Source organism: Mycobacterium angelicum, assembly GCF_002086155.1.
Classification (GTDB): domain Bacteria; phylum Actinomycetota; class Actinomycetes; order Mycobacteriales; family Mycobacteriaceae; genus Mycobacterium; species Mycobacterium angelicum.
In genome coordinates, this window is sequence record NZ_MVHE01000007.1 from 1 (window position 1) to 12,818 (window position 12,818).

12 protein-coding genes are annotated in these 12,818 nt (G+C 67.2%); 7 read left to right on the plus strand and 5 right to left on the minus strand.

Going from position 1 to position 12,818, the window contains the following annotated elements; all coding sequences use genetic code 11:
- Window positions 1-124: 124 nt before the first annotated feature.
- Together BST12_RS06995 and BST12_RS07000 are read right to left on the minus strand one after the other, a co-directional pair.
- Window positions 125-1,519 carry a cystathionine beta-synthase gene (locus tag BST12_RS06995; protein ID WP_083112396.1) on the minus strand — a complete coding sequence of 465 codons (1,395 nt, stop codon included), beginning with the start codon at window positions 1,517-1,519 and terminating at the stop codon, window positions 125-127.
- A gap of 64 nt (window positions 1,520-1,583) precedes the next feature.
- Window positions 1,584-2,651 carry an alpha/beta hydrolase fold domain-containing protein gene (locus BST12_RS07000; RefSeq protein WP_083112397.1) on the minus strand — a complete coding sequence of 356 codons (1,068 nt, stop codon included), beginning with the start codon at window positions 2,649-2,651 and terminating at the stop codon, window positions 1,584-1,586.
- A 244-nt stretch (window positions 2,652-2,895) separates the two neighbouring features.
- Here BST12_RS07000 and BST12_RS07005 point away from each other — a divergent pair, with 244 nt between their 5' ends.
- Both BST12_RS07005 and BST12_RS07010 read left to right on the plus strand, forming a co-directional pair.
- The gene (locus tag BST12_RS07005; protein WP_139801539.1) at window positions 2,896-3,885 is read left to right on the plus strand and encodes an SGNH/GDSL hydrolase family protein; all 990 of its coding nucleotides are present in this window, start codon (window positions 2,896-2,898) and stop codon (window positions 3,883-3,885) included.
- Between the two features lie 40 nt (window positions 3,886-3,925).
- Window positions 3,926-5,143 carry an acetyl-CoA C-acetyltransferase gene (locus BST12_RS07010; RefSeq protein ID WP_083112399.1) on the plus strand — a complete coding sequence of 406 codons (1,218 nt, stop codon included), beginning with the start codon at window positions 3,926-3,928 and terminating at the stop codon, window positions 5,141-5,143.
- 190 nt (window positions 5,144-5,333) lie between these two features.
- On the opposite strand, the gene BST12_RS07015 is transcribed toward BST12_RS07010, so the two are convergent.
- On the minus strand, window positions 5,334-6,173 hold the full coding sequence (locus BST12_RS07015; protein ID WP_083112400.1) for a Bax inhibitor-1/YccA family protein: 840 nt from the start codon (window positions 6,171-6,173) through the stop codon (window positions 5,334-5,336).
- Between the two features lie 246 nt (window positions 6,174-6,419).
- Here BST12_RS07015 and BST12_RS07020 point away from each other — a divergent pair, with 246 nt between their 5' ends.
- The 3 genes from BST12_RS07020 to BST12_RS07030 all read left to right on the plus strand — a co-directional run bounded on the left by BST12_RS07020 (window position 6,420) and on the right by BST12_RS07030 (window position 10,015).
- The gene (locus BST12_RS07020; protein WP_083112401.1) at window positions 6,420-7,478 is read left to right on the plus strand and encodes an enoyl-CoA hydratase/isomerase family protein; all 1,059 of its coding nucleotides are present in this window, start codon (window positions 6,420-6,422) and stop codon (window positions 7,476-7,478) included.
- Between the two features lie 12 nt (window positions 7,479-7,490).
- Window positions 7,491-8,270 (plus strand): enoyl-CoA hydratase, encoded by a 780-nt coding sequence (locus BST12_RS07025; protein WP_083112402.1) that lies wholly within the window; start codon window positions 7,491-7,493, stop codon window positions 8,268-8,270.
- A 68-nt stretch (window positions 8,271-8,338) separates the two neighbouring features.
- A complete protein-coding gene (locus BST12_RS07030) occupies window positions 8,339-10,015 on the plus strand; it encodes an alpha/beta hydrolase (RefSeq protein WP_372510898.1) in 1,677 nt (558 codons plus the stop codon).
- On the opposite strand, the gene BST12_RS07035 is transcribed toward BST12_RS07030, so the two are convergent.
- Complete coding sequence (locus tag BST12_RS07035) at window positions 10,016-10,399, minus strand: rhodanese-like domain-containing protein (protein WP_083112404.1); 384 nt, start codon at window positions 10,397-10,399, stop codon at window positions 10,016-10,018.
- Window positions 10,396-10,983: a cupin domain-containing protein gene (locus BST12_RS07040; RefSeq protein ID WP_083112405.1), complete on the minus strand. Its 588-nt coding sequence runs from the start codon at window positions 10,981-10,983 to the stop codon at window positions 10,396-10,398. The genes BST12_RS07035 and BST12_RS07040 overlap by 4 nt, the downstream gene beginning before the upstream one ends.
- Window positions 10,984-11,101: 118 nt before the next feature.
- Here BST12_RS07040 and BST12_RS07045 point away from each other — a divergent pair, with 118 nt between their 5' ends.
- Window positions 11,102-11,536 (plus strand): lipoprotein LpqV, encoded by a 435-nt coding sequence (locus BST12_RS07045; RefSeq protein ID WP_083112406.1) that lies wholly within the window; start codon window positions 11,102-11,104, stop codon window positions 11,534-11,536.
- Between the two features lie 80 nt (window positions 11,537-11,616).
- Window positions 11,617-12,756 (plus strand): patatin-like phospholipase family protein, encoded by a 1,140-nt coding sequence (locus BST12_RS07050; RefSeq protein WP_083112407.1) that lies wholly within the window; start codon window positions 11,617-11,619, stop codon window positions 12,754-12,756.
- Window positions 12,757-12,818 lie beyond the last annotated feature (62 nt).

Genomic DNA, 12,818 nt, shown 5'->3' on the forward strand with positions numbered 1-12,818 from the left:
GGGCGGCGGGTTTGACCCGCCAGGCGGCGGCTGATCGGTCATGCGCAACCTTCCAAACTCAGGAATAGCTGATCTAGGCCGAATCACCGTACCTGAGGTCAGGGGTTGGGCACCGGAGTGTCGGCTAGCGTCGCTGCGTTCCTTCTGACAAGAAGCCCAACAAGTCGTACCGAGTAATCACCCCAACCGGTTTGCCTTCCTCGACCACCATCAACGCGTCCCAGTCGCGCAATGCCTTGCCGGCGGCACTGACCAACTCGCCGGCGCCGATCATCCGCAGCGGCGGGCTCATGTGCGCGGACACCGCGTCGGCCAGGTTGGCGCGCCCCTCGAAGACGGCCGAGAGCAGTTCGCGTTCCGAGACGCTGCCGGCCACCTCGCCCGCCATCACCGGCGGCTCGGCGCCGACCACCGGCATCTGGGAGACGCCGTATTCGCGCAGGATTCCGATGGCGTCGCGGACGGTCTCCGACGGATGGGTGTGCACGAGGTCGGGCAGCTTTCCGGACTTGCGGCGCAATACATCGCCGACCGTGGACTGCTCGGTGGAGCCGTCGAGCCGGCTGCGCAGGAATCCGTACGACGACATCCACGCGTCATTGAAGATCTTCGACATGTAGCCGCGGCCGCCGTCCGGAAGCAACACCACGATCACCGCGTCCGGTCCCGCTTCTTCGGCGACCTTGAGCGCGGCCACCACAGCCATGCCGCACGACCCGCCGACCAGCATGGCTTCCTCACGCGCCAGCCGTCTGGTCATGTCGAAGGAGTCCGAGTCGGACACCGCGATGATCTGGTCGGGCACCGACGGGTCGTAGGCCGCGGGCCAGAAATCTTCGCCGACGCCTTCGACCAGGTAGGGCCGGCCGGTGCCACCGGAATACACCGAGCCCTCCGGGTCGGCGCCGATAACTTGTACCTTCCCGCCGGATACCTCTTTGAGGTAGCGGCCCGCGCCGGTGATCGTGCCGCCGGTGCCGATTCCGGCGACGAAATGGGTGACCTTGCCGTCGGTGTCGGCCCATATCTCCGGGCCGGTGGTGGCGTAGTGGCTGGCCGGTCCCTGCGGGTTGGCGTACTGGTCGGGTTTCCAGGCGCCGTCGATTTCGCGGACCAACCGATCGGACACGCTGTAGTAGCTGTCCGGGTCGTCGGGCGGCACCGCCGTCGGGCATACGACTACCTCGGCGCCGTAGGCGCGCAATACATTTCGCTTGTCCTCGCTGACTTTGTCCGGGCAGACGAACACACACTTGTATCCACGGTGCTGTGCGACCAGAGCCAGGCCGACGCCGGTGTTGCCCGAGGTGGGTTCGACGATGGTGCCGCCGGGCTTCAGCTGGCCGCTGGCCTCGGCGGCGTCGATCATCTTCACCGCGATCCGGTCCTTGGAACTGCCGCCGGGGTTGAGGTATTCGACCTTGACCGCCACGATGCCGGCCCGCTCGGGCACGACGGAGTTCAGTCGAACCAGTGGAGTACCGCCGATGAGGTCACTGATGTGCTGCGCAATCCGCATGCGCCTATGGTCTCAGGCGATTTCGGACCCCGCACACCCACATGTGGGCCAAACGCCAGCCGGCTTAACCGGTGGCCTCCCGGATGTACTCCCCGATCTGGCGCAACGAGCGCACCGCCTCGGGCACCATCGGGCCGACGACCTGAAAGTCGTGCACCTGTCCGGGCCAGATGCGCAGCTCGGCCGGCACACCGGCGGCGGCGAGTCTGGCCGCGGCCAGCTGTGCGTCGTGCAGCAACACCTCCGAGCCGGAGACGTGGATCAGCGTCCGCGGCAGGCCCGGCTGGATGTGCTCGAGCGGCTCGTAGACCTCCTCGGGCACGCCGTCGGTTTTGTTCTTGGCAGCCGCGCTAGCAACCAATTCGCCAAGCGCATCGAAGGCCCGCGCGGGGAACATCGCATCGGTCTTGATGTTGGGATGCGATTGCTTGGCTTCCTTTGCTAGCTGCAGCAGTGGCGAGATCGCTACCAGTGCCGCGGGCTCCTCGCCTTCGCGCTGGAGCCGCTGCGCAAGCGCGAGCGCCAGATACCCGCCGGCCGAATCGCCGGCCAGCACGATCTGCTCCGGGTCGTAGCCCAAGAGGCGCAGCCAGCCGTAGCCGTCGTGGCAGTCGTCGAGCGCCATCCCGATCGAATGCTTGGGCATCAGCCGGTAATTGACTACAAGTATCGGCGAGTCAGCAAACTTCGACAGCAGCTCGACCAGGCGGCCGTGCGAGTTTGCCCCACACGTGAGGAACGCGCCGCCGTGCAGATAGAGAATCACCCGCCGGGTGCCGTCGGCGGGCAGCACGCCCGGTGCGCGAACCAGCTGCGCCGACGCATTAGGCAAGCTCACCTCGGCTCGAACCGTGGTCGATGCCGGGAGCAGAGCGCGCGCCGCGTGGTCGATGAGGCCCCACGGATAGGGCAGGTGCGGGGCATGGCTGCCGACCGCGAGAATGGGCCGGATCGTCAGCCGCGACGCCAGCGTAGCTAACCGCGCAGCAACGCTCGGGCCAGACTCGACGACCTCAACCGGAGCGCCGTCGCTGATGGCAAATCTGCGTGCCTTGAGTCTACGTGCCTTCAGCAGGTCGCGCGGGCGAATAGCATCTCTCGGCGAACCGGATACCTTGCCAGGTGCAGTCATGCTCAACACTTCCTACGCCGTTGTAGTCCGATACAGCATGTAAACGAAGCGACTGGCGTCGAAGTTCAGGTACTCCCCCGGGCGCTCAGCCAACCTCGCCGACTTAGCTTGACAGCTTATTCCAGAGGCAACATCCAACGAGGCCGATTCGATATCACAATTGATCCACAACGTGATTGCGTCTTTGTTCAGCCGCCCACGCAAACAGCGAAGCCGACCTAAACTGATTAGTGTGAGCATGCGCGTGCCACGGCGTTCGACGGTCGCCCTGGCCACAGCGGGTGCGCTCGCCTCGACGGGCACGGCCTATCTGGGCGCACGCAACCTGCTGGTCGGCCAGGCGACACATGCGCGCACGATAATTCCCAAATCCTTCGACGCCCCACCCCGCGCCGACGGCGTATACCGCCGCGGCGGCGGGCCGCCGCGGCGCTGGTACCGCGGCATGGCCGTGGACCTGCACCTGATGATCTTCGGCGACTCGACAGCCACCGGGTACGGCTGCACCGCCGCCGAAGAAGTACCCGGCGTCATGATCGCCCGCGGGCTCGCCGACCTGACCGGTATGCGTATTCGGCTGAGCACCAAGGCCATCGTCGGGGCCACCTCGAAAGGCGTTGTCGGCCAAGTAGATGCGATGTTCGTGGCCGGGCCGCCGCCGGACGCGGCGCTGATCGTGATCGGTGCCAACGACATCACCCGGCTCAACGGCGTGGGGCCGTCGGCGCAACGGCTGGCGGCCTCGGTGCGCAAGTTGCGCGCCCGCGGGGCGGTGGTGGTCGTGGGCACCTGCCCAGATTTGGGAGTCATCACCGCGATTCCGCAACCGCTGCGCTCCCTGGCGCACACCCGCGGTGTTCAGTTGGCCCGCGCACAGGCGGCCGCGGTCAGGGCGGCCGGTGGCGTGCCGGTTCCGCTGGGTCACCTGCTGGCTCCCAAGTTCCGGGCCAGGCCCGAGCTGATGTTCTCCGCCGACCGCTATCACCCGTCCGCCGCCGCGTATGCCCTGGCCGCTGACGCGCTGCTGGCCAGCCTGCGCGATGCGCTGAGTGAAAAGCTCGATATCCCAACGCTTCAGGTGCCGGCACCGCCCGCGGCAGCCGCGCTCGAAGCCAGCCGCAAGCGGCGCATCATCGTGTCACGGCTTTGGGACCGCGCGGCCCGGCACACCACTCCTGTGGCCGCGGCTGAATCCGACCGGGCCGCTACTCGGGCCGCATCGTCGTCGGGTTAGATTCGGCTTCTGCCATACCCCAATGGAGGGAGCCCGCCCAATGCCCGAAGCCGTCATCGTCTCAGCCACCCGCTCGCCGATCGGCCGTGCCATGAAGGGATCGCTGATCAACATGCGTCCCGACGACCTGGCCGTCCAGATGGTGCGCGCCGCGCTCGACAAGGTACCGGCGCTCAACCCACACCAGATCGACGATCTGATCATGGGCTGCGGACTGCCCGGTGGTGAGTCCGGCTTCAACATCGGCCGCATCGTCGCCGTGGCGCTGGGCTACGACTTCCTGCCGGGCACCACGGTCAACCGTTACTGCTCGTCGTCGCTGCAGAGCACGCGGATGGCGTTCCACGCGATCAAGGCCGGGGAGGGCGACGCCTTCATCTCGGTCGGCGTGGAGACGGTGTCGCGGTTCGGCAAGGGCAATTCCGACTCATGGCCGGACACCAAGAACCCGCTGTTCGACGAGGCCCAGGAACGCACCACCGCCGCGGCCGCGGGCGCCGACGAATGGCACGACCCCCGCGCCGACGACAACGTCCCCGACGTCTACATCGCGATGGGCCAGACGGCCGAGAACGTGGCGATCTTGACCGGTATCACCCGCGAAGACCAGGACCACTGGGGAGTTCGCAGCCAGAACCGGGCCGAGGAGGCGATCAAGAGCGGGTTCTTCGAACGCGAGATCACTCCGGTCACCCTGCCCGACGGCAGCACCGTCAGCACCGATGACGGCCCGCGGGCCGGAACCACCTACGAAAAGGTCGCCGACCTCAAGCCGGTGTTTCGGCCCAACGGCACGGTGACCGCGGGCAACGCCTGCCCCCTCAACGACGGCGCGGCCGCATTGGTGATCACCAGCGACACCAAGGCCAAGGAGCTCGGCCTGACTCCGCTGGCCCGCATCGTGGCCACCGGCGTCAGCGGCCTGTCCCCGGAGATCATGGGTCTGGGCCCCATCGAGGCGTCCAAGAAGGCGCTGGCCAACGCCGGCCTGTCGATCAGCGACATCGACCTCTTCGAGATCAACGAGGCGTTCGCGGTCCAGGTTCTGGGTTCCGCGCGCGAGCTGGGCATCGACGAGGACAAGCTGAACGTCGCGGGCGGCGCGATCGCCCTGGGCCATCCGTTCGGCATGACCGGCGCACGCATCGCCACCACGCTGCTGAACAACCTCACCACACACGACAAGACGTTCGGCCTGGAAACCATGTGTGTCGGCGGCGGCCAGGGCATGGCGATGATCATCGAGCGACTCAGCTAAGCCGTCCGTTTGGTCAACCGGTGTGCGTCCAGGGCGGCGACACGCCGGCGCGGCCCGCCGCAGGTACACACTCGATACGCAAGTTGACGCGCCTGCGCAAGTTGACGCGCCTGCCGAAGTTGACGCGCCTGCCGAGTGAGGAGACGAAAAAAGCCGGCACGCAAGTGCCGGCTTTTTTCGTCGAGCGAGACTAGTCGTTCTGCAGATAACTGAGCAGCCGCAGGATCTCGATGTACAGCCACACCAGAGTCACGGTCAGGCCCAGGGCGATACCCCACGCCGCCTTCTCCGGCGCTCCGGCGCGGATCATCTGGTCGGCGGCGTCGAAGTCGATCAGGAAGCTGAACGCCGCGATGCCGATGCAGACCAGCGAGAAAATGATGCCCAGCGGCCCGGGACTGCGCAGGCCGAGACCCTCGCCGCCGCCGACGTGGAACATCGCCAGCACGAAGTTGCCCAGCATCAGAATCAGCACGCCGAACATCGCGGCCACCAGCATCCGGGTGAACCGCGGGGTGACGCGGATGGCCCCGGTCTTGTAGACGACCAACATTCCGAAGAACACGCCCAGCGTGCCCAGCACCGCCTCACCGATGAGCATCCCGGCGTTGGCCGAGCCCACCGAGAAGTTGGCCAGGACGAACGAGATGGCGCCCAGGAAAAGACCCTCCAGCGCGGCGTAGCTGAGCACGATCGCGGGGTTGTCCTGCTTGCGGCCGAAGGTCGCGATCAGCACCAGCGCCAGGCCGCCCAGCGCGCCGACCATGGTCAGCGGCATCGCCAGGGCGAGATTGCTCGCGACGAGGAAGTACGAGACGACCGCCGTTCCCGTCAGCATGGCCAGCGTCAAGCCGGTCTTGGTGACAACGTCGTCGATGGTCAGCGGGCGCGAAGCCCGGGCAGTACCAGCTTCCTGATAGCCCTGGTAGGGCTGGTACGGGTCGGCTGGGTACCCTCCTGCGCCGAATTGTGCGTATCCGCCGCGCTGCTTGGGCAGCGAACGAAATACCGGGTTGCTTGTCTCCCGCACCGTCGGTTCCTCTCCTATGGCTTCTTAAATGGTTCCAACTACGGCCACAGCTTCGAGCTGTGCGAATACCTGCTCAACGATCAAGTGGTCCGCCTAGGTTCCCGGCGGAGCTGATGCTTTCTCGATAAACCCTCGATAACCCCCGATAACCTTAGCCCCGCGGGGACCGCTGAGCGAGTCACGATCTAGATTGCTGGTCAAACTCATGCGGCTGTGACGACGGATTTCGGCGAGGGGAGCTAGCACGTGACGGAGACGGTTGGGGCCGTAACTGGAGAAACCGACGAGGTCCTGACCCGCGTCGACGGCGGCATCGGATACGTGACGCTAAACCGCCCCAAGGCGATCAACTCGCTGAACCAGAACATGGTCGACATCCTGAGTACGGTGCTGCACCGTTGGGAACGCGACGACGCGATCCGCGCGGTGGTTCTCACCGGCGCCGGGGAGCGCGGCCTGTGCGCAGGTGGCGACGTGGTGGCGGTCTACCACAGCGCCCGCAAGGACGGCGTCGAGGCGCGGCGGTTCTGGCGCGACGAGTATCTGCTCAACGGCCAAATCGGGCGCTTCGCCAAGCCGTACGTGGCCGTGATGGACGGCATCGTGATGGGCGGCGGCGTCGGCGTGAGCGCGCACGCCAACACCCGGGTGGTCACCGATACCTCCAAGGTGGCGATGCCCGAAGTCGGGATCGGGTTCATCCCCGACGTCGGCGGGGTTTACCTGCTGTCCCGGGCACCCGGCTCCCTCGGCTTGCACGCCGCCCTGACCGGAGCGCCGTTCTCCGGCGCCGACGCCATCGCGCTGGGATTCGCCGACCATTACGTGCCGCACGCCGATCTCGACGCGTTCACCGCGGCGATCGCCGCCGACGGAGTGGAGAGCGCACTGGCCCACTACGCGATCGAGCCACCGCCGAGTGAGCTTGCCGCCCAACGCGAATGGATCGACGAATGCTATGCCGGCGACACCGTCATCGACATTCTGGCCGCGCTGCGCGCCCATGACGCCGGACCGGCGAACGACGCCGCCGAGGTGATCGCCACCCGCTCGCCCATCTCGCTGATGGTGACCCTGGAAGCGGTGCGCCGCGCAGCCAAGATGCAAACGCTGGAAGATGCTCTGGTGCAAGACTATCGAGTGTCGTCGGCATCGCTGCGCTCCCACGATCTGGTGGAGGGTATCCGCGCGCAATTGGTCGACAAAGATCGCAATCCGAAATGGTCGCCGGCGGCACTGACCGAGGTCACCGTGGCCGACGTCACGGCGTACTTCGCACCGGTCGACGACGACTTGAGTTTCTAGAAAGGCGGTTCGGTGACAACCGAGTACGAAACCATCCTGGTCGATCGCGACCAGCGAGTTGGCATCATCACGCTGAACCGGCCGCAGGCCCTCAACGCGCTCAACACTCAGGTGATGAACGAAGTCACCTCCGCCGCAGCAGAATTCGACGATGACCCGGGCATCGGCGCGATCATCATCACCGGATCGGCCAAGGCGTTCGCCGCGGGTGCCGACATCAAGGAGATGTCCGGCCTGTCGTTCGCCGACGCGTTCAGCGCCGACTTCTTCGCGCCCTGGAGCAAGCTGGCCGCGGTGCGCACCCCGACGATCGCCGCGGTGGCCGGACACGCGCTGGGCGGCGGGTGCGAGCTGGCCATGATGTGCGACGTGCTGATTGCCGCGGACACAGCGAAATTCGGGCAGCCGGAGATCAAACTCGGTGTGCTGCCGGGCATGGGCGGCTCGCAGCGCCTGACTCGGGCCATCGGCAAGGCCAAGGCCATGGACCTCATCCTGACCGGGCGCACCATCGGCGCCGCCGAGGCCGAGCGCAGCGGGCTGGTTTCGCGGGTGGTACCCGCCGACGAATTGCTCAGCGAGGCAAAGTCCGTCGCCACCACCATTGCCCAGATGTCGCGGTCGGCGGCCCGGATGGCCAAGGAGGCCGTCAACCGGGCCTTCGAGTCGACCCTCGCCGAAGGGCTGCTCTACGAAAGACGGCTGTTCCACTCGGCATTCGCGACAGATGACCAGTCCGAAGGAATGGCGGCGTTCATCGAGAAGCGACCGCCCAACTTCACCCACCGATGACAGAGCCGGCGGCGACCACGACTGCCACCCAAGAATCCGCTGACCCAGCAGTCGAGGCCGAACCCCCCATGCGGACCCGCAAGCCGTGGTGGGTGCGGCACTACACGTTCACCGGCACCGCGGTCGGCCTTGTCTTCGTGTGGTTTTCGATGACGCCGTCGTTGCTGCCGCGCGGCCCGCTGTACCAGGGTTTGGTCAGCGGCATCTCCGGCGCCATCGGCTATGGCATTGGCGTGTTCGCGGTGTGGCTGGTGCGCTACATGCGGTCGCGAGCTTCCAGCCCGCAGGCCCCGCGCTGGGCTTGGTGGGTGCTCATCGCCATCGGCGCCGTCGGCCAGGTGCTGATGGCGATTTGGTTCCACCTCTGGCAGGACGACGTGCGTAATCTGATGGGCGTCGAGCACCTGGAATGGTTCGACTATCCGCTGGCTGCGGGCCTGTCGCTGGTGGTGCTGTTCACGCTCGTCGAAATCGGCCAGTTCATCCGCTGGCTGGTCGGCTTCTTGGTGCGGCAGGTCGACCGCATTGCGCCGTTCCGCCTCTCGGCGACCATCGTGGTGGTGCTGTTGGTGACGCTGACGATCACCCTGCTCAACGGTGTGGTCCTCAAGTTCGCGATGCGTTCGATGAACAACACCTTCGCCTCGGTCAACAACGAGATGGATCCCAATTCCGCGCCGCCGAAAACCACGCTGCGATCGGGTGGGCCGCAATCGCTGGTCTCCTGGGAATCGTTGGGCCATCAGGGCCGGATCTTCGTGGAAGGCGGGCCCACCGTCCGCGAACTCAGCGCGTTCAACGGGGCCCCGGCCACCGAACCGATCCGGGCCTACGCGGGGTTGAAGTCGGCCGACGACATCATCGCGACGGCCGAGCTCGCAGCGCGCGAACTCGAGCGCACCGGCGGTTTGCAGCGTGCCGTCGTGGCGGTGGGCACCACCACTGGAACCGGCTGGATCAACGAAGCCGAAGCCTCGGCGCTGGAGTACATGTACAACGGCAACACCGCGGTCGTGAGCATGCAGTACTCGTTCCTGCCCAGCTGGCTGTCGTTCCTGGTGGACAAGGAAAACGCCCGGCACGCCGGCCAGGCGCTGTTCGAGGCGGTCGACAAGCTGATCCGCCAGATGCCGGAATTCAAGCGCCCCAAGCTCGTGGTATTCGGCGAGAGCCTGGGATCCTTCGGTGGCGAGGCGCCGTTCATGAGCCTCAACAATGTGCTGGCCCGCACCGACGGGGCGTTGTTCAGCGGGCCGACGTTCAACAACACCATCTGGACGGACCTGACCTCGACGCGCGATCCGGGCTCGCCGCAGTGGCTGCCCATCTACGACGACGGCCACAACGTTCGATTCATTGCGCGCCCCAGCGACGTGCAGCGCCCGGATGCCCAATGGGGCCGGCCGCGGGTGGTGTATCTGCAGCACGCCTCCGACCCGATTGCCTGGTGGAGTCCGGACCTGCTGTTCAGCAAGCCGGACTGGCTGCGGGAAAAGCGTGGCTATGACGTACTTCCCCAGACGCACTGGATCCCGGTGGTGACCTTCATCCAGGTCTCGGCCGACATGGCGGTGGCCGTCGACGTGCCGTCCGGGCATGGCCACCATTACGTCGAGGACGTCGCCGACGGGTGGGCCGCCGTGCTGGCGCCCCCGGGCTGGACTCAGGAGAAGACCGAGAAGCTGCGGCCGCTGCTGCACGCCGGCACCAAGCCACTGGGCTCACCGGGCGAGAACGCTGGATAGTCAGCCAGACAGCTCGGCCAGCACCCCGGCGGCGGCCAGTGCGTGATAGCCGCCCACCACATCAGTGGAACGGCGCAGCCCCAGATCCAGCAGCGCCGCGGCGGCCAGGCTGGACGTGTAGCCCTCCGAACACAGGATCACCCACTCGACGTCGTCGCCGACGGCCTCGGGCAGCCGGGCGTCGCTGGTCGGATCACACCGCCATTCCAGAACGTTGCGTTCGATCAGCAGCGCGCCGGGCACCTCGCCTTCGCGGGCACGCTGCGCCTGGGGCCGGATGTCGACCAGCACCGCGCCCCGGCGCACCGCCTCGGGCACCCGGTCGGCGGGCAGGCGGTCATAGCGGGTCCGGGCGGCGTCGAGCACCTGGTCGATCCGGCTCATTGCGGCCCTTCGGGTTGATCGGTCAATTCGGTGCGCCGGCGGCGCAGCGTATTGCGCTCGGTCACTTCGTAATACGACATCGCGGTCAGCGGCGGCGAATAGGCGTGCACGCTCAGCGTCGGTTCGACCGAGCCGACGGACCGCCCCGCGGCCCCGGACTTGGCGACCGGCCGATCCGCGGGCCGCGGCGCCCACACCACGTCGTGCACCCAGCCCAGCGGGAACCCGGCCTGATCACCGGCGTCAAGCCGACGGCGGCGCAACCTTCTTCCGTCCCAACGGAATTCGTTGAGGGAACCGGACAGCACGGTCAGCGCCCCCAGCGACCCGCCGTGGTCGTGCAGCTCGGTCGGGTGCCCGGGCACCCAGCTGATCAGCCAGATGTCGATCTCGTCGTCGCCGTAGATGCGGGTGAACCAGCGCTCGGCGTCCGGCACCCCACCCCGGGGCAGCAGGTGGTCGCAACGTCCGCTGAGCACGTCGTCGGCGGCTTGGTCGGTGGCGTGCAGCAGATCGGGGACCCTGAACCGGGTAGGCCCCGGCGCGGGCGCGGCGATGGTCGGCGTGACAAGAGGCATGGCCATGGAAAGGGCTCCAAGGAGTCGGAAACGGTCAGGGCAAGCGGCGGCGGTTCAGGGCCGACAACACTCGCAAAATCCGACACGCTCCATCACGTAGGAAAGTGTTGCATAGATTGGGAGTGTGCGCCGATGCCGTGCTGCCCCCCTGCGATGGAGTTTGATCGTGGCGGCGGCATGCCTGGCGGTCGTCGCGGGGTGTTCGCACAGCGGCGGTCATAGCAAGGCCTCCACTTCTCCGGCGCAGTCGTCGAGCCGAGCGGGTTCGCTGCCGCCCGGGGCCGTCGGCATCTCGCCGGCCGGCGTGACGACCAGGGTCGACGTCCCGGCCGATTCCACCGAAGAGGAGTATTTCCAGGCCTGCCATGCCGCCAGGATGTGGATGGACACCCAGCCCGACACCGGCCAGCCCCTCATCGAGCCCTATCTGGCGATGGTTCAGGCGTCGGCTTCCGGCGTTGCGGGCAGCTGGAACACCCGGTGGGCGGATCTGACCCCGGCGCGACAATCGGCGGTGATCGTCGCCGCGGCCGCGGCCGCCGATCACGGCTGCGGCTAGCGGTCCGCAATTGAGATCAGGGCTGCACAAAACTGTCGGCCGGTGCCGGGCCGGCACGTCTCGCCGAGCAGAATGAAGGAATGTCTGGACCCGTACCGATGCGCGCGCGCAGCTCGTCGGCGACCCGTGTCGCGCTGGCACTAGGCAGCGGTGGCGCCCGTGGTTACGCCCACATCGGTGTGATTCAGACGCTGCGGGAACGCGGCTACGAGATCGTGGGAATCGCCGGCTCGTCGATGGGTGCGGTGGTCGGCGGGGTGCAAGCGGCCGGACGACTCGACGAGCTGGCCGACTGGGCACAGTCGCTGACGCAGCGCACCATCCTGCGTCTGCTGGATCCCTCCATCACCGCGGCCGGAGTGCTGCGGGCGGAGAAGATTCTGGACGCCGTGCGCGACATCCTGGGCCCGGTCGACATCGAAGACCTCGCCATCCCGTACACGGCGGTGGCTACCGATTTGCTGGCGGGCAAGTCGGTGTGGTTTCAGCGCGGCCCGCTGGATGAGGCCATCCGGGCATCCATCGCGATACCGGGCGTCATCGCGCCGCACGAAATCGACGGACGCCTGCTCGCCGACGGCGGCATCCTCGATCCGCTGCCAATGGCGCCCATCGCAGCGGTCAACGCCGACCTGACGATCGCGGTGAGCCTCAACGGCAGCGAGGCCGGCGGCAGCCGCGAGGTAGAACAAGGTGCCACGGGCGAATGGCTGAACCGCATGGTGCGCAGCACTTCTGCGCTGTTCGACGCCAGCGCCGCCCGGTCGCTGCTGGACCGCCCGGCCGCGCGCGCCGTGCTGAGCCGGTTCGGGGCCACGCTGCCTGAAGCGGGTCCGGAAGCGGGTACCGACGTGAGTCCAGACGCGGCTCCCGTAGCCGATTCCTGGGCCGACGACGCCGACCTCGAGCCTGACGCCGACGGGGCCGGCGAACCCTTCGACGCTCCCGTCGGGCCCGAGCTCCCCAAGATGGGCAGCTTCGAGGTGATGAACCGGACGATCGATATCGCCCAATCCGCGCTGGCGCGCCATACCCTGGCGGCTTATCCCGCCGACCTGCTGATCGAAGTGCCCCGCACGACGTGCCGAAGCCTGGAATTCCACCGCGCCGCCGAGGTGATCGCCAAGGGCCGCGAGCTGGCCGGCCGCGCATTGGACGCACTTGAGGCAGACCTGCAAGCCGGCGCCCATAAACCCGCTCCCCCAGCCCTTGAGGGTTGAACACAAACAACCCCACAAGAATGGCGACAAACCCCATTCGATCGGAATATAAGCAAACCGCT